22 protein-coding genes are annotated in these 26,384 nt (G+C 70.5%); 16 read left to right on the forward strand and 6 right to left on the reverse strand.

What is annotated here, in order from left to right; translation table 11 throughout:
- Nucleotides 1–59: 59 nt before the first annotated feature.
- Nucleotides 60–707: a nucleoside triphosphate pyrophosphatase gene (locus DEU35_RS02655; protein WP_116238534.1), complete on the forward strand. Its 648-nt coding sequence runs from the start codon at nucleotides 60–62 to the stop codon at nucleotides 705–707.
- A gap of 77 nt (nucleotides 708–784) precedes the next feature.
- A complete protein-coding gene (locus tag DEU35_RS02660) occupies nucleotides 785–2,551 on the forward strand; it encodes a biotin carboxylase N-terminal domain-containing protein (protein WP_116238535.1) in 1,767 nt (588 codons plus the stop codon).
- 373 nt (nucleotides 2,552–2,924) lie between these two features.
- Here the strand turns inward: DEU35_RS02660 and DEU35_RS02665 are convergent, their stop codons facing one another.
- Nucleotides 2,925–4,385, reverse strand: coding sequence for an NAD(P)H-quinone dehydrogenase (locus DEU35_RS02665; RefSeq protein ID WP_174799621.1), 1,461 nt, complete (start codon nucleotides 4,383–4,385; stop codon nucleotides 2,925–2,927).
- Nucleotides 4,386–4,493: 108 nt separating this feature from the next.
- Here DEU35_RS02665 and DEU35_RS02670 point away from each other — a divergent pair, with 108 nt between their 5' ends.
- Both DEU35_RS02670 and DEU35_RS02675 read left to right on the forward strand, forming a co-directional pair.
- Complete coding sequence (locus DEU35_RS02670; protein ID WP_116238536.1) at nucleotides 4,494–5,327, forward strand: purine-nucleoside phosphorylase; 834 nt, start codon at nucleotides 4,494–4,496, stop codon at nucleotides 5,325–5,327.
- The gene (locus DEU35_RS02675) at nucleotides 5,324–6,997 is read left to right on the forward strand and encodes a phospho-sugar mutase (protein WP_116238537.1); all 1,674 of its coding nucleotides are present in this window, start codon (nucleotides 5,324–5,326) and stop codon (nucleotides 6,995–6,997) included. Before DEU35_RS02670 ends, DEU35_RS02675 begins: the two co-directional genes overlap by 4 nt.
- Nucleotides 6,998–7,074: 77 nt before the next feature.
- On the opposite strand, the gene DEU35_RS02680 is transcribed toward DEU35_RS02675, so the two are convergent.
- Complete coding sequence (locus DEU35_RS02680) at nucleotides 7,075–9,279, reverse strand: helix-turn-helix transcriptional regulator (protein WP_258873307.1); 2,205 nt, start codon at nucleotides 9,277–9,279, stop codon at nucleotides 7,075–7,077.
- A gap of 485 nt (nucleotides 9,280–9,764) precedes the next feature.
- Here DEU35_RS02680 and DEU35_RS02685 point away from each other — a divergent pair, with 485 nt between their 5' ends.
- From DEU35_RS02685 to wecB, 5 genes are read left to right on the forward strand one after another with little or no spacing between them, the layout of a single operon-like run.
- Complete coding sequence (locus DEU35_RS02685; protein WP_116238538.1) at nucleotides 9,765–11,066, forward strand: choice-of-anchor G family protein; 1,302 nt, start codon at nucleotides 9,765–9,767, stop codon at nucleotides 11,064–11,066.
- A 4-nt stretch (nucleotides 11,067–11,070) separates the two neighbouring features.
- Complete coding sequence (locus DEU35_RS02690; RefSeq protein ID WP_116238539.1) at nucleotides 11,071–11,265, forward strand: hypothetical protein; 195 nt, start codon at nucleotides 11,071–11,073, stop codon at nucleotides 11,263–11,265.
- Nucleotides 11,262–12,626, forward strand: coding sequence for a glycosyltransferase (locus DEU35_RS02695; RefSeq protein ID WP_116238540.1), 1,365 nt, complete (start codon nucleotides 11,262–11,264; stop codon nucleotides 12,624–12,626). The genes DEU35_RS02690 and DEU35_RS02695 overlap by 4 nt, the downstream gene beginning before the upstream one ends.
- Nucleotides 12,623–13,357 carry an exosortase S gene (gene xrtS, locus DEU35_RS16970; RefSeq protein WP_181904584.1) on the forward strand — a complete coding sequence of 245 codons (735 nt, stop codon included), beginning with the start codon at nucleotides 12,623–12,625 and terminating at the stop codon, nucleotides 13,355–13,357. Before DEU35_RS02695 ends, xrtS begins: the two co-directional genes overlap by 4 nt.
- Entirely contained in the window at nucleotides 13,354–14,499 is a 1,146-nt protein-coding gene (wecB, locus tag DEU35_RS02705; RefSeq protein WP_116238542.1) for a non-hydrolyzing UDP-N-acetylglucosamine 2-epimerase, read from the forward strand. The genes xrtS and wecB overlap by 4 nt, the downstream gene beginning before the upstream one ends.
- 101 nt (nucleotides 14,500–14,600) lie before the next feature.
- Here the strand turns inward: wecB and DEU35_RS02710 are convergent, their stop codons facing one another.
- Nucleotides 14,601–16,529: a transcription antiterminator gene (locus DEU35_RS02710; protein WP_174799620.1), complete on the reverse strand. Its 1,929-nt coding sequence runs from the start codon at nucleotides 16,527–16,529 to the stop codon at nucleotides 14,601–14,603.
- A 189-nt stretch (nucleotides 16,530–16,718) separates the two neighbouring features.
- On the opposite strand from DEU35_RS02710, the gene DEU35_RS02715 reads away from it, so the two are divergent.
- The 7 genes from DEU35_RS02715 (at nucleotide 16,719) to DEU35_RS02745 (ending at nucleotide 23,347) form a co-directional block, all read left to right on the forward strand.
- Nucleotides 16,719–17,045 (forward strand): PTS sugar transporter subunit IIB, encoded by a 327-nt coding sequence (locus DEU35_RS02715; protein ID WP_103206546.1) that lies wholly within the window; start codon nucleotides 16,719–16,721, stop codon nucleotides 17,043–17,045.
- Between the two features lie 19 nt (nucleotides 17,046–17,064).
- The gene (locus DEU35_RS02720) at nucleotides 17,065–17,340 is read left to right on the forward strand and encodes an HPr family phosphocarrier protein (RefSeq protein WP_103206547.1); all 276 of its coding nucleotides are present in this window, start codon (nucleotides 17,065–17,067) and stop codon (nucleotides 17,338–17,340) included.
- Between the two features lie 15 nt (nucleotides 17,341–17,355).
- The gene (gene ptsP, locus DEU35_RS02725) at nucleotides 17,356–19,038 is read left to right on the forward strand and encodes a phosphoenolpyruvate--protein phosphotransferase (RefSeq protein ID WP_116238543.1); all 1,683 of its coding nucleotides are present in this window, start codon (nucleotides 17,356–17,358) and stop codon (nucleotides 19,036–19,038) included.
- 52 nt (nucleotides 19,039–19,090) lie between these two features.
- Nucleotides 19,091–20,758: a PTS mannitol transporter subunit IICB gene (locus DEU35_RS02730; RefSeq protein ID WP_103206549.1), complete on the forward strand. Its 1,668-nt coding sequence runs from the start codon at nucleotides 19,091–19,093 to the stop codon at nucleotides 20,756–20,758.
- 103 nt (nucleotides 20,759–20,861) lie between these two features.
- On the forward strand, nucleotides 20,862–21,299 hold the full coding sequence (locus DEU35_RS02735; RefSeq protein ID WP_103206550.1) for a PTS sugar transporter subunit IIA: 438 nt from the start codon (nucleotides 20,862–20,864) through the stop codon (nucleotides 21,297–21,299).
- A complete protein-coding gene (locus DEU35_RS02740; RefSeq protein WP_116238544.1) occupies nucleotides 21,296–22,447 on the forward strand; it encodes a mannitol-1-phosphate 5-dehydrogenase in 1,152 nt (383 codons plus the stop codon). The genes DEU35_RS02735 and DEU35_RS02740 overlap by 4 nt, the downstream gene beginning before the upstream one ends.
- Nucleotides 22,448–22,564: 117 nt before the next feature.
- On the forward strand, nucleotides 22,565–23,347 hold the full coding sequence (locus DEU35_RS02745) for an alpha/beta hydrolase (protein WP_116238891.1): 783 nt from the start codon (nucleotides 22,565–22,567) through the stop codon (nucleotides 23,345–23,347).
- Between the two features lie 195 nt (nucleotides 23,348–23,542).
- Here the strand turns inward: DEU35_RS02745 and DEU35_RS02750 are convergent, their stop codons facing one another.
- Genes DEU35_RS02750 through DEU35_RS02760 form a run of 3 tightly spaced genes read right to left on the reverse strand, consistent with a single transcriptional unit; the run spans nucleotide 23,543 to nucleotide 26,360 of the window.
- On the reverse strand, nucleotides 23,543–24,673 hold the full coding sequence (locus tag DEU35_RS02750) for an adenosine deaminase (RefSeq protein ID WP_246077966.1): 1,131 nt from the start codon (nucleotides 24,671–24,673) through the stop codon (nucleotides 23,543–23,545).
- Nucleotides 24,673–25,962 (reverse strand): thymidine phosphorylase, encoded by a 1,290-nt coding sequence (locus tag DEU35_RS02755; RefSeq protein ID WP_103206552.1) that lies wholly within the window; start codon nucleotides 25,960–25,962, stop codon nucleotides 24,673–24,675. The genes DEU35_RS02750 and DEU35_RS02755 overlap by 1 nt, the downstream gene beginning before the upstream one ends.
- Nucleotides 25,959–26,360 (reverse strand): cytidine deaminase, encoded by a 402-nt coding sequence (locus tag DEU35_RS02760; RefSeq protein ID WP_013583709.1) that lies wholly within the window; start codon nucleotides 26,358–26,360, stop codon nucleotides 25,959–25,961. Before DEU35_RS02760 ends, DEU35_RS02755 begins: the two co-directional genes overlap by 4 nt.
- Between the last annotated feature and the right edge of the window lie 24 nt (nucleotides 26,361–26,384).

Raw genomic sequence — 26,384 nt, forward strand, 5'->3', positions numbered from 1 at the left:
ATGCGACCGGGAGCGAGCCGGGCGCCATGACCGGGCCCGCGCGTCGGTAGCGTTGTCGCATGCGCGTGTGTCTGGCATCCACCTCTCCGGCCCGTCTGATGCTGCTGCGGCAGGCGGGGATCGAGCCCGAAGCGCGCGCGCCTCAGGTCGACGAAGAGGCCGCGGTCGCCGCGGTCGAGGCCGCCGAGGGGCGGCGGCTTCCCGCGGCGGAGCACGTGCTGCTGCTCGCTCGCCGCAAGGCCGAAGACGTCGCGCGCCGACTGCACGCGGAGGAGCCGGACTTCGACGGATTCGTCATCGGGGGCGACTCGATGTTCGCGCTCGGCGACGAGATCCTCGGCAAGCCCTACACGCCGGAAGCCGCCACCGCCCGCTGGCTCGACATGCGCGGGCGCACCGGCGTGCTGCACTCCGGTCACAGCGTGTTCCGCCTGTCCCCCGGCAGCGCGCCGCGCGAGGCGCACGCCGTGGCGGAGGCCTCGGTGACCTTCGCCGGCGACGTCGACGAGGACGAGATCGCGGCCTACGTCGCCAGCGGCGAACCGCTGCTCGTGGCGGGGGCCTTCACCGTCGACAGCCTCGGGGGCGCCTTCATCGAGCGTGTCGAGGGCGACCCCTCCACGGTGGTCGGGATGTCGCTGTCGACCGTCCGGGGTCTCGTCCGCGAGCTCGGCGGTTCGTGGACCGCACTGTGGAACCGTTCGTAGACTCCCCCACACGTTTTTCGGCGTTTCTTGTCGAGGAGGGTCAAAAGCCGGGGGTGCCCCCTCGATAGGCTGGGAGGATGCCGAAGATCGCCAAGGTCCTTGTCGCCAACCGCGGCGAGATCGCCGTCCGAGTCATCCGCGCCGCCCGTGATTCGGGGAAGGCTTCCGTCGCCGTCTACGCCGATCAGGACCGTGACGCCCTGCACACCCGTCTCGCCGACGAGGCGTACGCCCTCGACGGGTCGACGAGTGCCGACACCTACCTGTCGATCGAGAAGATCCTCTCGGTCGCCCGCCGCTCGGGCGCCGACGCCGTCCACCCCGGCTACGGCTTCCTCGCCGAGAACGCCGACTTCGCCCGCGCCGTGATCGGTGCCGGTCTCGTGTGGATCGGCCCCTCGCCCGACGCCATCGAGGCCCTCGGCGACAAGGTGACCGCTCGCCACGTCGCCGAGAAGGTCGGTGCACCGCTGGCCCCCGGAACCCCCGGGCCCGTGTCGGGAGCCGACGAGGTCATCGCGTTCGCCGAGCAGGTGGGCCTGCCCATCGCCATCAAGGCCGCCTACGGCGGTGGCGGACGCGGCCTCAAGGTCGCCCGCGAGCTCGACGAGGTCGCCGAGATGTTCGAGTCGGCCACGCGCGAGGCCGTGGCCGCCTTCGGGCGCGGCGAGTGCTTCGTCGAGAAGTACCTCGACAAACCGCGCCACGTCGAGACCCAGTGCCTCGCCGATGCCGCGGGAAACGTCGTCGTCGTCTCGACCCGCGACTGCTCTCTGCAGCGCCGCCACCAGAAGCTCGTCGAGGAAGCCCCCGCCCCGTTCCTCACCGACGACCAGAACGCCGTGCTCTATGCGGCATCCAAAGCCATCCTCACAGAGGTCGGCTACGTCGGTGCGGGCACCTGCGAGTTCCTCATCGGCGCCGATGGAACCATCTCCTTCCTCGAGGTCAACACGCGTCTGCAGGTCGAGCACCCGGTGTCCGAAGAGGTCACGGGCATCGACCTCGTGCGCGAGCAGTTCCGCATCGCCGAGGGCGAGGAGCTCGGCTACAACGACCCCGCCCCCGTCGGTCACTCGATCGAGTTCCGCATCAACGGCGAGGACCCGGGCCGCAACTTCCTCCCCCAGCCCGGCCCCATCCACGTCTTCAAGACGTTCGGCGGCCCCGGCATCCGCCTCGACTCCGGCGTGACCGCCGGTGACAGCGTCTCGGGCGCCTTCGACTCGCTGTTGGCGAAGATCATCGTCACCGGTCGTGATCGCGCAGAGGCCCTCGAGCGTGCGCGCCGCGCCCTCGACGAGTTCGAGGTGGCCGGCATGCCGACCGTGCTGCCCTTCCACCGCAAGGTCGTTCGCGACCCCGCCTTCACCGCCGAGACCGGCGAGTTCGGCGTCTTCACCCGCTGGATCGAGACCGAGTTCGTCAACGACATCCCCGCGTGGGACGGCGAGCTCGAGGCTCCCGCCGCTGCCGCCGGCCGCCACACCGTGGTCGTCGAGGTGGCCGGCAAGCGTCTCGAGGTGAGCCTGCCCGACCGGATCACGGCCGCGGCTCCCCAGGTCGGTCGCCCGGCCGCCGCTCCCCCGACGCGCCGTTCGCACGGGGCCTCGCCCGCCGCCGGCGCCACCGGCGACGCGGTCAAGTCCCCCATGCAGGCCACGATCGTCAAGGTGGCCGTCGAAGAGGGTCAGCAGGTCGTCAAGGGCGACCTGGTGGTCGTGCTCGAGGCCATGAAGATGGAGCAGCCGATCCAGGCCCACAAGGACGGCACCGTCGCGAGCATCGATGCGTCGGCCGGCACCACCGTCGCCGCCGGTCATCAGTTGCTGCTGATCAGCTGACGTCGCGTTCCGATCGACCGGCGCCGCGCTCCCTCGGGGGCGCGGCGCCGTCGTTCGTCTCCGCCGTCCTCCCCGCGCGCCCCACCCACGCATAAACGCGATCCACACGCATAAACGCGAGCACCACGCGTTTCCACACGCAGAAAGCGTTTATGCGTCGACCACACCCCGCGGGACGAAACCCGGGCGACGGATGCCGCGAGCCCACGGCATCCGGAACGCCGAGTCCTCCCCGCGCGCCCCACCCACGCATAAACGCGATCCACACGCATAAACGCGAGCAGCACGCGTTTCCAGGCGCAGAAAGCGTTTATGCGTCACCGAAACCCGCGCGACAGCGACCGGGCGACGGATGCCGCGGCATCCGGAACGCTCAGTCCTCGCCGGGGTCGTCGCGGTCGACGATGTGCATGGCGCGGGCGGCGTCGGTGATGCTCGAGGTGAGCGAGGGGTACACCGCGAACACGCGCGCGACCTGATCGACCGTGAGACGACGCTCGACGGCGATCGCGATCGGGTAGATGAGCTCCGACGCCTTGGGCCCGACGATCACGCCGCCCATCACGGTGCCGCTGCCCTCGCGCGCGATGAGCTTGACGAAGCCGTCGGTGATGCCCTGCATCTTCGCGCGCGGGTTCGCCGACAGCGGGAGCTTGCGCACCACGCCGGCGATACGGCCCTCGGTGACGTCCTGCTCGCTGAAGCCCACCGTGGCGATCTCGGGCGCCGTGAAGATGTTGGCCGTGATGCGGCGGGTCTCGAGCGGGATGACGATGTCGCCCAGCGCGTGGAAGATCGCCTGACGCCCCTGCATCGAGGCGACGGATGCCAGGGGGTAGAAGTTCGTGCAGTCGCCCGCGGCGTAGATGTTGGGCACCGAGGTGCGCGCGACGCGGTTGACGCGGATGTGGCCCGAGGGGGTCATCTGCACGCCCGCCTGCTCCAGACCGAGGCCGGCGGTGTTGGGGATCGAGCCGACCGCCATGAGGCAGTGGCTGCCCTCGATCGTGCGTCCGTCGGCGAGGGTGACGACCACCCCGTCGCCGGTGTTCACGACCGAATCGGCCCGCGCCTTCGACAGCAGCGTCATGCCGCCGCGCTGGAAGACGCGTTCGAGGACGGCCGCGGCATCCTGATCCTCACCGGGGAGCACCTGGTCGCGGCTCGACACGAGCGTGACCTTGGCGCCCAGGTTCATGTAAGCGGAGGCGAACTCCGCCCCCGTGACACCCGAGCCGACCACGATGAGATGCGACGGAACCGACTTCATGTTGTAGAGCTGCGTCCACGTGAGGACGCGCTCGCCGTCGGGCTGGGCCGAGGGGAGCTCCCGGGGCGAGGCACCGACCGAGACGACGAGGGTCTCGGCCTCGATGCGATCGAAATCCGTGCCGCCGGCCTCGGTCGAGACGACGACGGCGCCGTTGCCATCGAGTCGGCCGTGGCCCGAGATGATGCGGACGCCCGCTTCGAGGAGCGAGGCGCGCATGTCGTCGGACTGCTGCCGGGCGAGGGACAGCAGACGCTGATTGACGGCGGCGAGGTTGATCGCGACCTCGGGAGTCAGGGGCTTGCCCCGGTCGTCCTTCGCGAACAGCTGCACGCCGAGGCTGCTGGCGTTGCGGATGGCGACGGCCGCGTCGGCCGTGGCGATGAGGGTCTTTGACGGCACGACGTCGGTGATGACGGCCGAGCCGCCCACACCGGCGCGCTCGACGAGTGTCACGTCGGCGCCGAGCTGAGCCGCCGACAGAGCGGCCTCGTACCCGCCGGGGCCTCCGCCGACGATAGCGACGGACTGCTTGCGCTCGAAGCTCTGCACCATGGCATCCATTCTGTCAGCGCTGGGCGGATGCCGATGCGCCGCTCAGGCTCACCCGACACGCTGAACACGGGCGTGTGCCGTCTGGCCCGCGGGCTCCGCAGTTTCTAGAGTGGGGGAATGTCCAACAGCACTTCTCACCCGCTCGACGACCCGGCGGTCGACCCGTTCGAGGTCGCCACGACCGCAGCGGCCGACATCGCCCGCCTCTCGGGCGTCGAGCACCACGACATCGCCGTGACCCTCGGGTCGGGCTGGGGCCGCGCCGCCGAACTCATCGGCGAGGAGACGGCGTCGTTCCCCGCCACCGAGGTCACCGGCTTCAGCAAGCCCGCCCTCGAGGGGCACGTCGGAACGCTCCGCAGCGTCCGCACCCCGGGCGGGAAGAACGTCCTCGTCATCGGCGCGCGCACGCACTACTACGAGGGCCACGGCGTCCGACGGGTCGTGCACAGCGTGCGCACCGCGGCAGCGACGGGCGCGACCACGATGATCCTGACGAACGGCGCCGGCGGCATCCGCGAGACGTGGAAGCCGGGCCAGCCCGTGCTCATCAGCGACCACATCAACCTCACCGCCGACTCGCCGCTCGAGGGCGCGACCTTCATCGATCTGACCGACCTGTACTCGAAGCGCCTGCGGGATGTCGCTCGCTCGATCGACCCGACCCTCGATGAGGGCGTGTATACCCAGTTCCGCGGGCCCCACTACGAGACCCCCGCCGAGGTGCAGATGGCCAAGACCATCGGCGGACACATCGTGGGGATGTCGACCGCCCTCGAGGCCATCGCCGCGCGCCAGGCAGGCATGGAGATCCTCGGCTTCTCGCTCATCACGAACCTCGCCGCCGGCATCCAGCAGACGCCGCTCAGCCACGAAGAGGTGCTCGAAGCCGGCCGCGAGGCCGAGCCGGTGATCTCGGCGCTGCTGGCCCGCGTGATCGGCTCGCTGTGAGCGAGTATCTGTCCGCCGCCCGCGCCTGGCTCGCGCAGGACCCGGATGCCGTGACCCGTGACGAGCTGACGCAGCTCATCGCACGCGTCGAAGGCGGGGATGCCGAGGCGACCGCCGACCTCGAGGACCGCTTCGCGACCCGTCTGGCCTTCGGTACCGCCGGGCTGCGCGGCACTCTCGGGGCGGGATCGAACCGCATGAATCGCGTCCTCGTGGCCCAGGCCGCCGCGGGCTTCGCCGCGTACCTGAACGAGCGCTCCTCCGGCGAGGCGCCGACCGTCGTGGTCGGCTACGACGGTCGGCGCAACTCCGATGTGTTCGCGCGCGACTCGGTCGAGATCTTCGCCGGAGCGGGCCTGAATGCGATCCTGCTGCCCCGGCTGCTGCCCACTCCCGTGCTCGCCTTCGCGGTGCGGCACCTGGGCGCCGACGCCGGCGTGATGGTCACCGCCAGCCATAATCCGCCGGACGACAACGGGTACAAGGTCTACCTCGGCGGCGACGACCAGGGCGCCCAGATCGTGTCGCCGGCCGACGCCGAGATCGCTGCCCACATCCAGCGCATCGCCGACGCCGGTGACGTCACGGTGCTGCCGCGCTCGGTCGGGTACGCCAACGCCCCCGAGTCCGTCGTCGAGGCGTACATCGCGTCCACCGCCGAGGTGGCCCCGGCGCCCGCGGGAGCCTCGGGTCTGCGCTGGGTGTACACCGCGATGCACGGCGTGGGATGGGAGACGTTCTCGCGCGTGCTGACGCAGGCCGGATACCCCGCGCCGGTGCTCGTCGAGGCGCAGATCCACCCCGACGGACGCTTCCCGACGGTGGCCTTCCCCAATCCCGAGGAACCCGGCGCGATGGACCTCGCGTTCGAGACGGCGCGGGTGTCCGACGCCGAGCTGGTCATCGCGAACGATCCGGATGCCGACCGCCTCGCCGTCGCGATCCCGGATGCCGAGACCGAGGGCGGATGGCGCCGGTTGAGCGGCAACGAGATCGGTCTGCTGTTGGGCTGGCGTGCGGCGCGCGCTGCGGCCTCGGCCGGAACGGGCGGCACTCTGGCCTGCTCTCTCGTCTCGTCGCCCGGTCTGCAGGCGGTGGCCGAGCACTACGGTCTCGACTTCCGCGCGACGCTCACCGGGTTCAAGTGGATCTCGCGTGCACCGGGGATCGTCTTCGGCTTCGAGGAGGCGCTGGGCTACCTCGTGAACCCCGACGTCGTCCGCGACAAGGACGGGATCTCCGCCGCGATCGCACTGCTGGGCATGGCCGCCGACGCCCGAGCCCAGGGCCGGACCGTCGCGGACCTGCTCCGCGAGTTCCGGGAGACGTTCGAGGCCTTTGCGAGCGACCAGATCTCCATCCGGGTCACCGATGTGAGCGAGATCGCCGGGATCATGGCATCCCTGCGTGCTCATCCGCCCGTCGCGGTCGGCGAGGTCGGCGTGAGCCGCATCGACGATCTGCTCCTCGGGGTGGACGGGCTGCCGCCCGGCGACGTGCTGCGCCTGTGGCTCGAGGACGGCTCGCGCCTGATCGTTCGCCCCAGCGGCACCGAGCCGAAGCTCAAGCTGTATCTCGATGTGCACGCGGGTTCTGCCAAGAAGGCCAACCGTCGTCTGACCGCGCTGCGCGCCGGCGCCGAGGAGTTGCTCGTCGCCGCACGAAGCTGACGAGCGTCGTCCCGCGTCCGGATCACGGACGCGGGACGACGACGTCGGTCGGCGTGCGCCCCGTACGCGCCGTCGACTCAGCGGCTGCCGGCCGCAAGTGAGGCGGGCACGGACGAGAACCTCTCGTAACGCCCCATCCCCAGTCGTGTTCGCGCGTGGTGCAGGTGGGATTCGACGGTTCGGACCGACAGACTCAGGCGAGCGGCGATCTCGGCGTTCGAGAACCCCGACGCGGCGAACTGGACGACCTCCCTCTCGCGTGCGGTCAACACTTCCAAGCGCGCCACGTCGCGTCCGGTCATCGTTCGTAACTCGTCCACGAAGGCGTGCAATGAGGCGATGTCGAGCTGCTGGGTGAGGAGCTCGGCACGCTCGAGAACCTCCTCGGCCGGGACTCCGCTCTGCAGCTGGAAGCGCAGGAGCACGGGCACGAGGATGGGCATCGTCCGCTGGGCTTGTTCGAGCACCCGTTCCGCTCGCGCAGCGGCCGCGAGCGGCCGACGACTCGCGGCATCGAACAGCGCGCACACGGTGTCGCGAACGGCACCGAACCCCCCACGACCCCAGTCCTCGGAGACGGCGTCGATACGCTCGATGGCGGCGGCGGCGTGCACGAGATCGCCGTTGACGACGAGCGCCGCCGCGCGGACGACCTCGCACCAGATGCGTACCGGCTCCGTGGGGCTCCCGTCGATGAGTCCCAGGCTCAGCAGGGCGTCCGCAGGTCGACCCCGGATGACCTGGATCGACGCGTCCGTGAGAGCGAGCAGCGCCACATCGTCTTGCCGATCCTCCCATCGTGCGACCAGCAGGCGACGCCGCGTGGCCCTCTGGACCAGGTCCAGATCCTCTCCGAGCATCATCAGGGCGAAGGCGTGCAGCCGGAAGACCGTGAAGTTCGACTCCACGTCCATCCCGTGCGTCTGATGCCGTCGGTGCAGGAGCTCGTGCACTCTCGCGCTGTCGCCGCGCGAGGCCTCGAAGGCCGCCTGACACGCCTCGGTCAGACTGACCGTCTCCTCGTCCGCGTGCGGGTCCAGCATGGTCAGGTTGTCCGGAAGGTCGGGGGCCGACCCGCTGGACAGCGACAGGGCGTTGACCGAGCACTCCAGCCGAAGCCGCCACGCCTCGTCGTCAGGGGCCCAGTCGGCCAAGGTCCGCAGCCGCTCCAGGGCCGCGTCGATCCCCGTGCAGGTAGAGAACAGGACGCTCACGTGCACGTGGAGAGCCCCCTCGCGCTCCTCCTTCGTCGTGGGAACGGGGTAGTGATCCAGCAGACGTTCGGCCTCGGAGTACTCCCCGAGAGCGACGCGGGCGAGGATGAGCGCGGAGAACGCGGTCGCATCGGGCTTCGCCTCGAGCACTCTTTCCGCGACGGATAGGGCCTCACAGGGCGAACTCGACCGCGCGAGCGCAAGCGCTGCCCGCGGAAGGATCCGGGCGAGGGCCTTCTCGAGCGACGCGTCGCCCGCCGCGTCGGCCCACCGCGCGCAGAACTTCTCCTCCCCCGGCGTCAGACGCGACGAGTGCCGGGAGAGAAGGAGTAGTTCTCGCGCCAGAGCTCGCCGCTCGTCGTCGAAATCACCGAGATCGCTCGAATCGGTCACCATCCGCGCGATCACACCGCTCACGGCGGAGGTACTGGGATCCGCCCCCGCCGACAGCAGGCCGCCGTCGTGCAGCCGCGCAAGGACGTCAGAGGCAACGATCGACCCGAGATGCCCGTTGGGCACAGGCCCGAGCTCGGCCAGAGCCGCGAGGATCCGTCGCTCACGAGCGTCCAGAGGAGCGAGCATCTTCATCGCGGATGCCACGACCGCCCCCGGGAGAGCGTCGCTCTGGGGGTCGATCGGCAGAAGCGCATGAAGGCGGCCGCGGGCCGCCGCCGCTTCGACGATCTCGCGCACGAGGGCCGGGCTCCCCCCGCTGAGGTGGTGCAGCGCCATGTGCCAGGCGTCGTCCGCGCGATCGGCCCCGTAGCGGGCCGTGCGCAGGGCATCGCCGAGATCCGCCGTCTCGCGCAGAGACAGCGGCGGCAGGGGTATGGCGAGGGCCTCGGACTGATCGAACATCGGGCGCAGTGTCTCCCATCGCTCCGCACTCGCCGACGCCACGACATGACGAGGCGACATGGCGGCCAGGAAGACGGTCGGCGTCGTGCGGAAGGCGTCGATGAGCGGGGCCAGCACCGGGTACGGGAGCAGGTCCAGGTCGTCGACGACGAGAGGGATGTCGTGGGCGAGCGCGTCGATCAGAGCGGCGACATCGTCCTCCCCCGCCACCGGATGCCGGTCCGTCGTGCGGGGACCGCACCGTGTCACGCCGTTCGGACGACGTTCCAGGAAAACCGTGGGCCGGGCCAGATCCCTCACGACCGACGTCAGGAGCGTTGAGCGCCCGCTCCGGCTGGGGCCTGTCACGAACACGCTCCGATTCCGGCTGAAGGCGGCTACCGCCAGGGCTCGTTCCACCGAGCGCCCCACGAATGTTCGAGCACCACTCATTGTTTGCAACCCCCTTGTACCAGGGGTACGCGAGGCGGCACCCCCCTCCGTTCCTACACCGAATTCCGCGCGTCTCCCTCGTCACTGAGAGGCATCAGTGTTTGCGCAGCCATACCGAGCACCACGCTGAGAGCCCCCTCCGGAACGTTACGTGTGCCACACCGATGTGCCGATCTCTGCGAGCCCCTAGCGTCACCACGACCCGCATGACCCGACCCGATCGCGGGCTCCATGGCGCGCGGATTGACCAGGAAGAAGACACCATGACCACCGGATCATCAACGTCCTACGGCCGGGTGCGGCGCACGACGCGGACCGCAGGTGCGGTCGCCGTCGCCGCCGCTCTGCTCATCCCGGCGACCAGCGCCCAAGCTGCAGCCGTCGTCTCACAGGGCACCGGGCGGCTCGTCGAGACGTCCCTGCTCGGGACGAACGTGCTCGACAACGCCCTCGCCTTGAGGGGAGCGCAGGCGGTCAACCCCGATGCCAGCGGCGACGTCACCACCGACCAGCCGCTCGACGCCTCGGCGATCGCGGGCCTCGTCGGCCTGTCGGCGGGATCGACGAACCTCTTCGGCGACAACGGGATCATCCAGCTCGGCGCTGTCGGCCAGTACGCCCAAGCGCGCGACGACGGCAGTTCTTCCGCGTTCTCCGGCGCCGTCTCGGCTGCCCCCAGCCTCATCGGCGCGGACACGGTCACGCCCTCGAACGTCGGCTCGCCGTCCGCGAACCAGTCGGCGACCTTCCGGCTGGGATCGTCGTCGGCGCCCGTCGGGCTGAAAGTCGATCTGGGTGTGCTGGCCGCCTCCGCCCAGCAAGCCGCCGACGGCACGCAGACCGGTCAGTACGTCCTCTCCGACGCCGGTTTCGTGGTCGACGGCACGATCGTCTCCGGTGTGCTCGGCATCATCAACCCGGCGCTGAACACGCTGATCGCGCTCGCGAACACCAGCGGTGCGGGACTGACGAATCCGTTCTCGTCGGGCACGGTCCAGCTGACGCTCGACGACCTGACCTCGGCCGCCGGTGTCTCCAGCGTCAACGCTCTGCCGCCGGGCACCGACCTGCTCTCGTACGTCCCGCAGGCCGTTGCGAACAAGATCGTCAGCCAGGTCGACGGTGTCCTGAACGCGGCGAGCGCCCTCGCCACGAACCTTCGATCGAACATCTTCACCGCGGCTGCGGGGATCGCCCTGCAAGCGGCCGTCGACACCGCGAAGGCGACGATCGTGCCCGCGCTGAACGGGATCAGCAGCACCGTCGTCACCCCGCTCAGCAATGCGCTGACGCAACTGGCACAGATGCAGGTCAACGTGCAGTCGACCGGTTCGGACGGTTCGTTCACGCAGACCGCGCTGCGTCTGGGCCTCGGTCCCTCCGGGTCGGTGGCCAGCGTGAACCTCGCGAACGCGACGGTCGGTCCCAACGCCGGACAGCTGGCCGTTCCGGTCGCCGGGCCCGAGTCGTCAGCCCTGGCCGGCGGATTCATCGGCGTCGGTGCGATCGTTCTGGCCGGGATCGCGTTGCGTCGTCGTGCCCGCGCGGCATCCATCCGGGGCTGACGCGATGTACCGCAACGGCGCGATGGGCGGAGGGGCCGCGATCCTTGCGGTCACCGGCTCGACGGCCCCGACGGCGACGCTCGTCGTCGTCGGGGCCGGCGCGGCCCTGCTCGGCGCACTCCTGGCGTGGCGCTCGGCGTGGCTGCGCGGTCACGGCGACGAGGCGGCGGCATCCGGAGAGGCCCGACGAAACTCGTGAACCCTCTCGACATCCTCTTCTCGCTCTCGTTCGTGTTCCTGGTGATGTTCCTGACCTACACGACGCTCATCGTCGTCCCGTTCGCTCGTCGGAGGCGCGCTCGCGGCGGCGACCGTCGGGAGTTCGAGTGGCACGCCTTCATCCCCTGCCGGGATGAGGCGACCGTGATCGCGGAGACGCTGACGAGGATGCGGGAGCGGTTCCCCGACGTGCACGTGTGGATCATCGATGACGCGAGCACGGACGGCACCGGGGACATCGTCTCGACCGTCGCCGCCGGCGACTGCTTCGTGCACGCGGTGATCCGCCGCCTCCCCGACGCTCGCACCGGCAAAGGGGCGGCCCTCAACGCCGCCTACGCGCAGCTGATGCATTGGCGGGCGTCCCGGGGCGAGGGCGGCGTCGAAGACGATCGCACCATCGTGATCGTCCTCGACGCCGATGGATCCCTCGCCCCGAACGCCCTCCGTCAGGCGTCGGGCCCCACCGCCTTCGGCTCAGCCGACGTCGGTGCCGTACAGGTCGCGGTGCGGATGAGCAACAGAGACGACCCCGCACCCCTGGGGGGACGGGGTCGTCTCGCTCAGGCGTGGGCTCGCTACCTCGTGAGGATGCAGGACATCGAGTTCCGCACCACGATCGCGGCGATGCAGGTCCTGCGGATGCGCACGGTCTCGGTCGGTCTCGGTGGAAACGGGCAGTTCACCCGTCTGAGTGCCCTCCGTGCCGCCTCGTCGGCGAAGGGGGAACCGTGGGGCGATGCGCTGCTCGAGGACTACGAGGTGGGGCTGCGGATCATGCTCGCCGGATATCGGACGGTGTACGCCCACGACACGTGGGTCTCACAGGAAGCACTCCCCTCGGCGCGTCGACTGCTCACGCAGCGCACGCGATGGTGCCAGGGCGGACTGCAGTGCGCACGGTACCTCCCGCGCATCTTCTCGTCACGTCATTTCACCAATGCCGGCGCCCTCGAGGCGGCGTACTTCCTCGCGATCCCCTACATCCAGCTCGCCGGATCGGTGCTGTGGCCCAGCGTGGCCGTGGCGATGCTCGTTTCGGGGGCCCTCGCGCCCGGTGGCATCCTCAGCTGGGTCTCGTCGTCCACGTGGATCCTGCCGCTCTGGGTGCTCACCGGCATCCTGCCGTTCTCGCTCTGGCCGCTCGTGTACGTGCTGCGCGAGGAGCGACACCCGCTCTGGCGTGCGGCGGTGTGGGGGCTGGGCTACTGGCTGTACATGTACCAGAGCTACGTCTGCGTGATCCGCGCGTTCGGCCGCATGCTGACGGGGCGGCGCGGGTGGACGAAGACGCGCCGCAACGCCGAGGCCGGACGCCTTCTTCTGGCGGTCGAGTCGTGAGCGTCGCCGCGGCCGTCTCCCTCCCCCGCGCCGGTCGGGCCCATCGCACGCTGCTGGTCGCGCTTCTGCTCGCGATCGCGGCGCTGTTGGTCATCGCGGAAGCCGACACGCGTCGGGCCGAGGCACAGCTCGCGCGCGCCGTCGTCGCCGCGCTCACCCCCGGTCGCGCGGTCGCGTCGGGCTCGATCGTGTACTTCGGCATCGGCACCCCCGAGGTCGCAGGGCTCTCGATCACGGCTCTGTGCTCGACGACCGTCCTCGTCGTCCCGCTGGTGCTCCTGGCCGCCGCCGTGCTGGGGGTGACGCGCGCACGCTCCGCGCGGGTCGTTCTGGGTCTCGCCGTCGGCGTGGCCGTCGCCGTGGCCAGCAACATGATCCGTTTCGGCTCCGCCGCGTGGGCGTACAGCGGATACGGACGCGAAGGCTTCGACCTCGTGCATCGCTACCTCGGCTCGCTCTTCGTCATCGCCGGCTTCATCGCCGCGATCCTTCTCGTATTGCGCATCGCCCTGCGCGAATCCCCGCGGCGAGGGGTCGCGGATCCCGACGTCGGACGACGAGGTCGCGCACGCGCCGGGGGCGCCTCGCGCCCCGTCCGACGAGACGGCTCCACGACCACGTCGACGGCCAGAAGTGCCACGTCCCCCGCCGATCACCTCGATGTTGCGGCACCCCTCCGCCGCGACCGACGCCGCACCGGTACCCGACCGGGCAGAAAGGACCGCCGATGAGTCGTCCCTGGATCGATGTCGTGTACGGCACCCGCCCGGAGGCGGTGAAGTGCGCGCCGCTGGTCGCGGAACTCCGGCGACGCAGTTCCGCGCGCACGACCGTGACCGTCACCGGTCAGCACCGGCAGATGGCCGACGAGGTCAACGCGTCGTTCGGTATCGCGCCCGACGTCGACCTCGATGTCTTTCGGAGCGGGGCATCGCTCGCCGAGACGTCGTCCGCGATCTTCGCCGCCCTCGCGCACCGCTGGGCGGAGGCAGCCCCGGATGCCGTCGTCGTGCAGGGAGACACCGCCAGTGCCGCGCTCGCCGCCGTCGCGGCGTACTACGCGGGGTCGCGCGTGATCCACCTGGAGGCCGGATTGCGATCGGGCGATCTGCGCTCGCCCTTCCCCGAGGAAGGCAACCGCCGGCTGATCGCGCCACTGGCCTCGCTTCATCTGGCACCGACCGACAGCGCGGCCGCCAATCTCCGCGCCGAGGGGATCGCTCCCGACGAGATCGTGGTCACGGGCAACACCGGTATCGATGCCCTCCGCTGGCAGAGGACGCATCCACAGCGTTTCGACGATCCCGCGATGGAGGAGATCGCGAACGGGTGGGAAAGGATCGTGCTCGTCACGGTCCACCGGCGCGAGTCGTGGGACGGCCCGCTCGCGCGCGTCGTGGCCGCTGTGGCCGAGACGGTCACCGCCCGCTCCGGCGTCGTGGCCATCCTGCCGATGCACCCGAACCCGCGCGTACGTCGCGAGGTCCTCTCGGCTGTGGGTGACACCGATCGCGTGATCCTGTGCGAACCTCTGCCCTACGCCCAGTTCGGTCGCCTGCTCGCCCGCGCTCATTGCGTGGTCACGGACTCGGGCGGGGTGCAGGAGGAGGCTCCCGCGCTCGGCGTGCCCGCCCTGGTCGTGCGGGACACCACCGAGCGCGGAGAGGGGGTCGAGGCCGGAGCCGCGCGGCTCATCGGTACACGCCGGGAGGTAGTCGCCGCCGAACTTGCCACCCTGCTCGATGACCCCGCCGCACACGCCCGCATGTCTCGCGCCCGGGAGCTCTACGGCGATGGCCGGGCAGCCCCGCGCGCGGCCGACGCGATCGAGCGCCTGCTCGGTGTCGCACGCTCCGATGCCCTGGCGGGCTGACGCTCGCGGGAGCGCCCCGCGATCGCAAACGAGCTCTCCCTGCCCGCAAGCGCATCGCGTCCGCCGACCGCGGAGTTCGAGCCCCGGCCGGCCGCGCGCGGTCAGCCGTCGATCACCGCGACCAGTTCGTCCAGGAACGCAGCGAAGTCTGTGCCGCGGCGAACGATGCGCTGCACGCTGTCGCGCTCGCTGAAGACCTCGACGAACTGCTCGAACACCGTCTGGAACGCCTCGCGATCGGTCTCGCTGAAGGCCACGAGCGCCACCACCTGCACGCGGCCCTCGCCCCACGCGATCGAGGGGTCGGCGATGCCGATCGCGATGCGGGTCCGGGTCGCGGTCATGCCCATCGCGTGCGGCACGGCGAGGGCGTCGGTGAACGCCGTCGACGAGATCGCCTCGCGCTCCACCGCCCGGGCGACGTAGGCGTCGTCGATGACGCCCTGCTCCACCAGCATCCGACCGAGGCGTCGGATGACGCCGGCCTCGCCCTCGGCGGCATCCAGCCCCCGCACGAAGGCCTCGGGCGCGAAGTACCCCTCGAGCTCGGCCCGCAGTCGGGCGAGACGACGACCACGACGGATGCGCCCGGCCGCGGCCTGGACCCGCTCCACGTCGGCGCCGGTGAGGAACGGCTGGATGCGCACGAACCGATCCCCCGGCCGCGGCGGATCGATGGTCGTGAGCACGAGATCGGTGTCGATCGCGTCCCAGGCCGGGTCGATGCGCGTCTCGACGCCCACGACTTCGATGGCCTGACCGAGCGAGCGGTCGACGCTCGAGCGCAGCAGCTCGTGCAGCTCGTAGTACCCGGGGCAGACGATGGTCGCCGTCAGCAGCTGGTCGGCCCGGCGACTGCGCTCGAGCCGGCCGCCGACGTGCATGGCGATGTAGGCGATCTCGTCGTCGAGGATCGGGATGCCGAGACCGTCCTGCAGCCCCTTCGCGATGTACACCGCGACCTCGAAGATCATCGGGTACGTCGACTTCAGCGACCGCGTCAGCGGATTGCGCGACCAGGCCTGCTCACGCGCGCGATGCAGCAGATTCTGCACGTGCAGGGCCAGGCGCAGGATGAAGTCGTCGTGAGCGATGTCGACGAGGAATTCGGATGCCGCGTTCTCGACGACCCGCCGCACGGCCGCCTCGACCGACGGGTCGAGGCGGGAGCGCACGTCGTCGCCGCCCGGCGATCCCGGGGCGACGATGCGCGTCAGCACGAGCGTCGCGAGGTGCCGCAGATCGCCCGAGCCGAGCTGGACGCCGATGTGCTTTCGAGTGAGCCGGTCGAGCACGTCGACCACCGCGGCCGCCGCGTCCGAGGAGTCGCCGCCCGGCGAGCCGAGGGCGCGGTCGCGGGTCGTGCGGTCGGCGGCGATCGCGATGTGCATCACGACGTCGCCGATGCCGATCTCGTTGACGTAGTAGCCGAGCGCCCCGAGCTCGGCGACGAGCTCGGCCTTGAACGGACCGAAGGCGCGCGCTCCGACCGACTGCTCGCCGAGCGTGCGGCGCAGGGCGTCGAGGTCGAACAGCCCGGCGTCCATCTCGTCGTGGGCGAGCTTCGACAACAGGCGACGCTGAGCGACCTCGGTTCCCCGGAGACGAGCGGTGGATGCCGAGCGCTCGAGGGTCAGCTCGGTGCCCCCCAGCAGCCCGCGGACACGGGACAGGTCGGCCTCGAGGGTCGCCGCGCTGACGTGGAGGGCATCGGCGGTGTCGAAGACCTCGATGCCGTCGGCGGAGTCCAGCAAACGGCGCACGAGAGTGTGCAAGCGGTCGCGCGGGGTACCGGTATCCGTTCCGGTGAGGGCGCGCAGCGCTGCGGCCGCCTCGGCCCCGGCGCGATAGCCGAGGGGGCCGGACTCGACCGCCGCACCGCCGGCGACACGAGCGTTGATGGCCGTGACGTAGGAGCGGATGCTGCGCGGAGTCACCCCGAGGGCGTCGGCGAGCGAGGCCGCGGTCGACCATTCCCCGTCCCGCAGCAACAGGGCCAGCAGGCGGTCTTGGCGAGCTTTCGTCGTCACGATCCGTCCTCCGCGCCGCACCGGTGAGCGGCGATTCCCCCATCCTTTCACGCCCTCCCCCGCCGGGCGCGGGGATGTGCACGCGCACGGTGGCGGGGTCACGGCATCCGCGTTCCGGGGGGTGGGAAACGAACCTGGTTGTCCGCTGTGAGCGGGGTGCGGAAAATCGAGAGGAAGAAAGGCCGGTCGATGAAGATCCTCGTGGTGTGTGGAGCGGGTGCGTCGAGCACGTTCGTGGCGCAACGCGTCCGTCGCGCTGCCCACGAGAAGGGCCTGGACTACTCCGCATCGGCGGGAACCTCGCAATCCCTCCCGATCGACCTGGACGCGGCCGACATCGTGCTGGTGGGTCCGCACCTGGCCCTCGAACTCGAGGACATCCGCCTCCAGGCCACGCCCCGCGGCGTGAGCGTGGTGCTGCTTCCCGACGATGTCTTCACCGACCACAGCGGCGCCCGAACCCTCGCCCTGGTCGAGGACGCCCTGCGTTCCCGCCAGCCCGCGGACACGATCTGAAAACGACGGAGAGGACACCATGCCCCACTTGACCCGCACCGTCCGTATCGGATCGTCGCACGGCCTGCACGCGCGCCCCGCGAAGCTCTTCGCGCAGGCGGCGAGAGACTCCGGTATCCCCGTGACCCTCGCCAAAGACGCCGGCACCCCCGTCAACGCCGCGAGCATCCTCGGAATCATCGCGCTCGGTCTCGAGCAGGGCGACTACGTGACCCTCACCGCCGACGGCGACACCGCCGAAGCGACGTTGGAGCGCCTCGCGGAGCTTCTGACCACCGACCACGACGCCGAGTAAAGGAAACACAGCACCATGACGGAACTCCGTGGAGTCGGAATCGGCCTGGGCGTCGCCCAGGGACCCATCGCGCGCATGGCCGAGCCTCTGCCCGCACCCAAGGACGCGAAGAGCGATCTGAGCGTCGAAGACGAGACGGCGCGCGTGCGCGAGGCCATCGGCGCCGTCGCCCGCGAGCTCGAGGCCCGCGGCGCCCAGGCCGGAGGAGCTGCGCGCGACGTGCTCGAGGCACAGGCGATGATCGCCGAAGACCCCACGCTCGAGGCCGAGGTCGACAGCCGCCTGGCCGCTGGCAAGACCGGTGAGTTCGCCGTGCACGACGCCTTCGCCTCCTTCCGCGAGCAGCTCGTGGCCCTCGGCGGCTATCTGGGTGAGCGCGCAGCGGACCTCGACGACGTCGCCCAGCGGGTCATCGCGCGCCTGCGGGGCGTCGCGGCTCCCGGCATCCCGGATCCCGGCCACCCCTTCGTGCTCGTCGCCAAGGACCTCGCTCCCGCCGATACCGCTCTGCTCGATCTCGACAAGGTGCTCGCCCTGGTCACCACCGAGGGCGGCCCCACCTCGCACACTGCCATCCTCGCCCGCGAGAAGTCGATCGTCGCGGTCGTCGGCGCGGCCGGCGCGAAAGACCTCGTCGACGGACAGAGCGTCATCGTCGACGCTGCGGCCGGCGTCGTCACCGTCGATCCCACCGACGACGACCTCGCCCGCGCGCAGAACCGCGCCGACGCCCGCAGGACCGCGGCATCCGCTCCGATCACCGACGGCGCCCTCTCGGACGGCACGAAGGTCCCCCTGCTGGCGAACCTCGGCAAGCCCGGCGGTGCGGCCGAGGCCGTCGAGCTCGGCGCCGAGGGCGTGGGTCTGTTCCGCACCGAGTTCCTCTTCCTCAGCTCGAGCTCCGCGCCCACCGTCGAAGAGCAGCGCGCCGCCTACATCGAACTGCTGAGCGCTTTCCCCGGCAAGAAGGTCGTCGTGCGCGTGCTCGACGCCGGCGCCGACAAGCCGCTTCCCTTCCTCAACGACGCGCACGAAGAGAACCCGGCGCTGGGCCTGCGGGGGCTGCGCGCCCTCCGCGCGAGCGAGGACATCCTGCGCGAGCAGCTCACCGCCCTGGCGGAGGCGGATGCCGCGACCCGGGCGTCCGAGGCGGGTCCGGCCGACCTCTGGGTCATGGCGCCGATGGTCTCGACCGTCGAGGAGACGCGCTACTTCACCGCCCTGGCCAAGGACTACGGCCTGAAGACCACCGGCGTGATGGTCGAGGTGCCTTCCTCCGCGCTGCTCGCCGACCGCATCCTGCAGATCGCGGACTTCGCCTCGATCGGCACCAACGACCTGACGCAGTACACGCTCGCCGCAGACCGCCTGCTCGGTTCGGTCGCGTCGTTCCAGGACCCGTGGCATCCGGCCGTCCTCCGCCTCATCCGCGAGGTCGGGGCCGCAGGCCGCACGAACGGCAAGCCCGTCGGCATCTGCGGCGAGGCGGCGGCCGACCCGCTGCTCGCCGTCGTGCTGGTCGGTCTCGGCGCCACCACGCTGTCGATGGCCCCCACCGCCCTCGCCGACGTGCGCGCCACCCTGCTCACCCACTCTCTCGACGATGCCCGCCGCATCGCCGAGGCAGCCCTGGCCGCCGACGACGCGGCCTCCGCCCGAGAGGCCGCCCAGGCAGCCTCCACCCACTCGGCGGCGTAAGCCGCACCCCCATCGCGGCTCCGGCCGTGCAGCCAGTCAAGGAGACACAGCAATGACGACGACGTCACCCACCAAGAAGCCGGGAGGGGCTCGCATCGCGGTACAGCGATTCGGCACGTTCCTCTCCGGCATGATCATGCCGAACATCGCGGCATTCATCGCATGGGGTTTCATCACCATGCTCTTCATCCCCGCCGGGTTCTTCGGTGCCAACAGCCCCTTCGGCTGGCACTGGGCGCCGGTCGCCGAGATCCTCGGCGGCGGCGGTGACGCTGCGGCCATCAACTGGCCCGGCGCCATGACCGCGCTGACCGCGAACACCGACGGCGGCACGTACCAGGGCTACGTCGGCCTGGTCAGCGTCATGATCACGTACCTGCTCCCGCTGCTCATCGCCAACACCGGTGGACGCATCGTCTACGGTGCGCGCGGTGGCGTGGTCGCCACGATCGCCGTGATGGGTGTCATCGTCGGCACCAACATCCCGATGTTCCTCGGCGCGATGATCATGGGCCCGCTCGCGGCCTGGATCACCAAGCAGATGGACAAGCTCTGGGACGGCAAGATCCGCCCCGGCTTCGAGATGCTCGTGAACAACTTCTCGGCCGGCATCCTCGGCATGATCCTCGCGATCGTCGGCTTCTTCGCCTTCGGCCCGGTCTTCCTCGGCATCAGCGCGGTCCTCGGCAGCATCGTGGCGTTCCTCGTGCAGTTCAACCTGCTCCCGGTGCTCTCGATCATCGTCGAGCCGGCCAAGGTGCTGTTCCTCAACAACGCGATCAACCACGGCGTGTTCACCCCGCTCGGCATCGAGCAGGCGGCGAACTCCGGCAAGTCGATCCTGTTCCTCATCGAGGCCAACCCCGGCCCCGGCCTGGGCCTCCTCCTCGCCTTCACCTTCTTCGGTGTCGGAGCGGCCAAGGCTTCGGCTCCGGGCGCGATCATCATCCAGTTCCTCGGCGGCATCCACGAGATCTACTTCCCGTACGCGCTCGCCAAGCCCATGACGATCCTCGCCCTGATCGCCGGTGGCGCGTCGGGTGTCGCGACGAACATGATCTTCCAGGGTGGCCTGGCCTTCCCGGCCGCTCCCGGCAGCATCATCGCCGTCACCGTCGCCGCCATCGGCGCCGGTCCCGCCAACCTCCTGGTGGTCTACCTGTCGGTCGTCGTGGCCGCGGCCGTGACCTTCCTCGTGGCCGGCGTCATCCTCCGCGCCTCGCGCAAGCGCGACCAGGAGGCCGAGGGCGACAGCTTCGCTGCGGCCATCGACCAGACCGCGGCGAACAAGGGCAAGGAGTCGTCGGCCCTCGGCGCCCTCCGCACCCGTGCCGCCGGCACCACCGGCTCGGGCACCACCGAGACGGCCGATCGCGACGTCGATGCGGCGCTCGGCGGGCTCGAAGGCGGCGCCGTCGCCACGAAGCAGCTGAACAACATCGTGTTCGCGTGCGACGCCGGCATGGGCTCGTCCGCCATGGGCGCGAGCGTCCTGCGCAACAAGATCAAGAAGGCCGGCATCGACGGCGTCACGGTCACCAACCAGGCGATCGCGAACCTCGACGGCTCGGCCGACCTGGTCATCACGCAGAACCAGCTCACCGACCGTGCGAAGGCGCAGTCGCCCGATTCGGTGCACGTCTCGGTCGACAACTTCATGAACTCGCCGCGCTACGACGAGGTCGTGGAGATGGTGCGCGCGCAGCACGAAGCGAAGTAACCCCTAGCACGCCAGGGGCCGGTGCGTCAGCCCGGCCCCTGGCGTCTTCCCGTCCGGCCCGCGTTTTGCGAGGCTGGACAGCACGACGAGAAAGGCGAGAACCATGTCAGACGTCCTCCGCAGCGAATCCGTCCGCATCCACCCCGGCAGCGCCACCCGCGAGGAGGCGATGAAGGAAGCCGCCGACCTGCTGCAGGCCACCGGCGCCGTCACCGCCGAGTACTTCGCCGCCATGCAGCAGCGTGAAGAGACCGTGTCGACGTACATGGGCAACGAGCTCGCGATCCCCCACGGCACGAACGAGACCAAGCAGGCCATCCTCACCTCCGGCCTGTCGGTCGTCCGCTACGACGGCGGTGTCGACTGGGGCGGAGAGCCCGTCACCTTCGTGATCGGCATCGCCGGCAAGGGCGACGAGCACCTCGAGATCCTCTCGCAGATCGCCATCCTCTTCTCCGAGGAAGACGACGTCGCGCGTCTGAAGGCCGCCTCCTCGCCCGAGGAGCTGTTCGAGGCCCTCTCGGGTTCCGTCAACGCATGAAGGCCGTCCATTTCGGCGCCGGGAACATCGGCCGCGGCTTCGTCGGCCTGCTCCTGCACGAGGGCGGCTACGAGCTCGTCTTCTCCGACGTCTCGGCATCCCTGGTCGAGGCCATCAATTCGGCGTCGTCCTACACCGTCCACGAGGTGGGCGAGGGGGGCGTCGACAAGGAGGTGACCGGCTTCCGCGCGATCGACAGTTCGGTGGATGCCGAGGCGCTCGTCGACGAGATCGCGACCGCCGACGTGGTGACCACCGCCGTCGGCCCCACGATCCTGAAGTTCGTGGCCCCGCACATCGTGGCGGGTCTCGCCCTCCGCGACCCCTCCCTCCCCCCGCTGCAGATCATGGCGTGCGAGAACGCGATCGGCGCGACCGATCAGCTGCGCGAGCACGTGGTCGAGCTCGCGGGCGAGTCGTGGGATGCCTTGGCATCCCGTGCCGTCTTCGCCAACACCGCGGTCGACCGGATCGTCCCGGCCCAGTCCGGCGGCGGCGTCGACGTCACGGTCGAACCCTTCTACGAGTGGGCGATCGAGCGACCGCCGTTCGGAGACACCCCGCCGAACATCCCCGGTGCGCACTTCGTCGACGACCTCGAGCCCTACATCGAGCGCAAGCTCTTCACGGTCAACACCGGGCACGCCACCACGGCGTACTTCGGCGCGCAGGCCGGGATCGACCGCATCTCGGACGCTCTGTCGAACCACGAGATCGCGGCCAAGGTCGAGGCGGCCCTCGAGGAGACCAGCGCTCTGCTCGTCGAGAAGCACGAGCTCGACGCCGACGTGCAGGGCGAGTACCGCGCGACGATCCTGCGCCGGTTCCGCAACGCCGCCCTCCCCGACACCGTGTGGCGGGTGGGTCGGCAGCCCCTGCGCAAGCTCTCGCGACACGAGCGCTTCGTGGGCCCGGCGGCCGAAGCCGTCGACCGGGGTCTTCCCGTCGATGCGCTGGTGTCCGCGATGGCCGCGGCTCTGGAGTTCTCGGATGCCGAGGACGCCCAGGCCGTCGACCTGCAGCGGATGCTGCGCGAGCTCGACGCCGAGACGTTCACCGCCGAGGTCACCGGCCTCGACGTCGAGCACCCGTTGTACGCGCGCATCGTCGAGATCGTGTCGGCCCGCAAGGCGGCCCTTCCCGCCTGACACCCGCTGCGCTCCGAACCTCCGCCGATGTGCCGCCCCGCGCGCCACATCGGCGGAGGCGTTTCGGCGTCGGGTACCGCGCGCCTCGACGCCGACCGGCGAGGATACGCTCGAGAGGTGACCCCCAGCGAGACCCCCGCCGATCCCCCTCCTGCGCGCGATCCTCGCCGTCGCCGGCGGTGGCTGCGGTGGACTCTCGGCGGGTTGGGCGCTCTCGTCGTGCTGCTGGTCGTCGGCATCCTGATCTACACCCAGGTGGGAGTGATGGGCGCCGAACCCGGCCCGCTCGCCGAGGCCCAGGCGAACCCGGCTCTAACGATCACCGATGACGGTGCGGGCATCGTCCTCTCCCCCGCGACGGGGGCGACCGGGCAGGGACTGGTCTTCATCCCGGGCGCGAAGGTCGAGGCGGAGGGGTACATCGCCACCCTCGCGGACACGGTCGTCGACGACGGTGTGACCGTGGTGATCACGCGCCCCTGGCTCAACCTGGCCTTCTTCGATCCCCGTCCCCTGTCGACGTTCACCGACCTCGCGCCGGACGTGTCGACCTGGGCTGTCGGCGGTCATTCCCTCGGCGGCGTCCGCGCCTGCCAACTCGCCGGCGACGCCGACGCCCTGGTGCTCTTCGCCGCGTACTGCGCGAACGACCTGTCGGCATCCGGCCTTCCCGTCCTCAGCCTCTCGGGATCCGAAGACGGCCTGTCCACCCCGCAGAAGATCGCGGATGCCAAGGGCGAACTCCCCGCGACCGCGACCTTCGTCGAGATCCCCGGCGCCTCGCACGCCTCGTTCGGCTCCTACGGTCCGCAACCCGGCGATGGCACCCCCACGACCGACCCCGCCGAGGTCGACCGGGTGATCGCCGAGCAGCTCGCGGGCTTCCTGCCGCGGCCCTGACTCCGCCCGCGGTCAGCGCGGACGGTCAGGTGAGCGAAACTCCTGAGAACCTCGCTCCTCAGACACCATCACCGCCGACGCACGACGCGTGCAGCGCGGAAGGTCAGGAGTTCGGCACGGGCGAGCTCGGTGCCGCCCGTTCCTAGGAAACGACGGCGGCGCCCACCGAAACCGGTGAGCGCCGCCCGCACCGCGTCAGCGGTGGAACCCCTCCGAGATGATCTCGATCAGCTCCTCGCGCTCCTCGACCGGGAGGAAGGCGCCGGCGGCCGCGTTCAGCTGGAACGCCTCGAGGTCGTCGAGGTCGTACTCGAACGCCTGCGCCAGCAAGCCCAACTCGCGGGTGAGCGTGGTCGCACTCATCAGCCGGTTGTCGACGTTCACCGTCACCGAGAAGTCGAGCTGGTACAGCAGGTCGAACGGGTGAGCGTCCATCGTGTCGCCCCACGCCGTGACGGCTCCCGACTGGAGGTTCGACGTCGGCGACAGCTCGAGCGTGATCTCGCGGTCGCGCACCCAGCGGGCGAGGTCGCCGAAGGTGACCTGCACCTCCTCGCCCTCGCGCGAGACGACGTCGAGGTCGTTGGCGATGCGCACGCCGTGGCCGAGGCGGAGCGCCCGACCGTCGAGGAGGGCGGAGCGAATGGATGCCAATCCCGCCCCCTCCCCCGCGTGCACGGTCGTGGGGAAGAACTGCTCGGCCAGGTAGTCGAACGCCTCGCGATGCCGCTGCGGCAGGAACCCGTCCTCCGGCCCCGCCAGGTCGAAGCCGACCACGCCGCGTCCGCGCCACGAGACGGCGAGCTCGGCGATGTCGCGCGCGTTGTCGTTGTGGCGCAGGGCCGTCAACAGCTGGCCGACACGGATGTCCCGCCCGCGTGCGTCGGCGGCATCCTCGCCCTGCTCGATACCCTCCTGCACGGCGTCCACGACGTCGTCGAGGCTGAGGCCGCGGGTGAGGTGCTGCTCGGGAGCCCATCGGACTTCGCCGTAGACCACGCCGTCGGCCGCGAGGTCTTCGACGAACTCCTTGGCCGCGCGTACGAGGCCCTCGCGGGTCTGCATGACGCCGACGGTGACCGAGAACTTCTCGAGGTAGTCCTCGAGCGAGCCGCCGTCGATGTGGTCGGAGAACCACGCCTCGAGGCCCTTCGCGTCGTCGGCGGGCAGGTCGAGACCGATCTCGTCGGCGAGCTCGAGCACCGTCTGCGGGCGGAGGCCCCCGTCGAGGTGATCATGCAGCGAGACCTTCGGCAGCTCGGCGATCTTCGTCCGGCCGATGCGGAAGTCTTCGGATGCCACGGTGTCCTTCTTTCCGGATGCCATCACGCGGTGATGCGCTCGCGCACGATGGGCGTTGCCGCGGGGGCGGTGTCGCCGATCTCGAGTGCGCCCTCGACGGCGCCGAGCGCGCGCTCGAAACGCGACTCGTCGTCCGCCGACAGGGTGAACAGCGGCTGACCGGCGGTCACCGACTGGCCGACGGTGACGTGCAGGTCGATGCCCGCCGCGTGCACGACGGCGTCCTCCGCCCGGGCGCGACCCGCGCCCAGACGCCACGCACCGATCCCGAACGGGAGGGCCTCGACGCGCGAGACGACGCCCGAACGCTCGGCGAGGACCGTGTGGGTCTCGCGGGGCGCGGGGAGGTCGGCATCTGGATCTCCGTCTTGCGCACGGATCATGCGGTTCCAGACGTCCATCGCGCGGCCGTCCTTCAGTGCTTCCTCGACGTCGGCGTCGGGCTGGCCCGCCAGCGTGAGCATTTCGCGGGCCAGGGCCACCGTCAGCTCGACGACGTCGGCCGGACCGCCGCCGGCGAGGACCTCGACCGACTCGCGCACCTCGTTGGCGTTGCCGATCGCGAGACCCAGCGGGGTGTTCATGTCGGTCAGAAGGGCCGTGGTGTTCACACCCGAATCCGTGCCCAGCGCGACCATCGTCTCGGCGAGCTCGCGCGCGCGGTCGATGTCCTGCATGAAGGCGCCCGAGCCGAACTTCACGTCGAGCACGAGGGAGTCGGTGCCCTCGGCGATCTTCTTCGACATGATGCTCGAGGCGATCAGCGGGATCGCCTCGACGGTGCCGGTGACGTCGCGGAGGGCGTAGAGCTTCTTGTCGGCGGGAGCGAGGCCCGTGCCGGCGGCGCAGATGACCGCGCCCACGTCGCGCAGCTGCGCCATGATCTCGTCGTTCGACAGCGCCGCGCGCCAGCCGGGGATCGACTCGAGCTTGTCGAGGGTGCCCCCGGTGTGGCCGAGTCCCCGACCCGAGAGCTGCGGCACCGCGACGCCGAAAGCGGCGACCAGCGGGGCGAGCGGCAGGGTGATCTTGTCGCCCACGCCACCGGTCGAGTGCTTGTCGACGGTCACCTTGCCGAGGGAACCGAAGTCCATGCGCTCACCCGAGGCGATCATGGCGTCGGTGAGCACGCGGATCTGGTCACGACCGAGGCCGTTCAACAGCACCGCCATGGTGAACGCCGACATCTGCGCGTCCATGACGTAGCCGCGCGTGTACGCGTCGACCAGCCAGCGGATCTCGCCCTCGGTGATGGCGCGTCCGTCGCGCTGCGCGCGGATGATGTCGACCGCGTCGTACTGTTCGGCGCTCATCGTGCGGCCTCCTCGAGGTCGCGCGGGCCGAAGGCGTCGGGCAGCACCTCGTCGATGGTCCGGATGCCGCTGACGGTCTCGAGCAGCATGCCCGGGATCGCGTGCTCGAACAGCAGCTGACGGCAGCGGCCGCACGGCATGAGCGTGCGCCCCTCCCCGTCGACGCAGACGAAGGCCACGAGCTGGCCGCCCCCGCTCATGTGCAGGTCGGACACGAGACCGCACTCGGCGCACAGCGTCACACCGTAGGAGGCGTTCTCGACGTTGCACCCCGAGACGATGCGCCCATCGGCGACGAGCGCCGCGGCGCCCACCTTGAAGCGTGAGTAGGGCGCGTACGCGCGGTGCATGGCATCCGTGGCGGCCGAACGAAGTTCGTCCCAGTCGATGTCGGTCATCGTGGAGTGGGGGGTCCTCTCGTG

It is taken from the genome of Microbacterium sp. AG157 (genome assembly GCF_003385695.1).
In the GTDB taxonomy this organism is placed as follows: Bacteria; Actinomycetota; Actinomycetes; order Actinomycetales; family Microbacteriaceae; genus Microbacterium; species Microbacterium testaceum.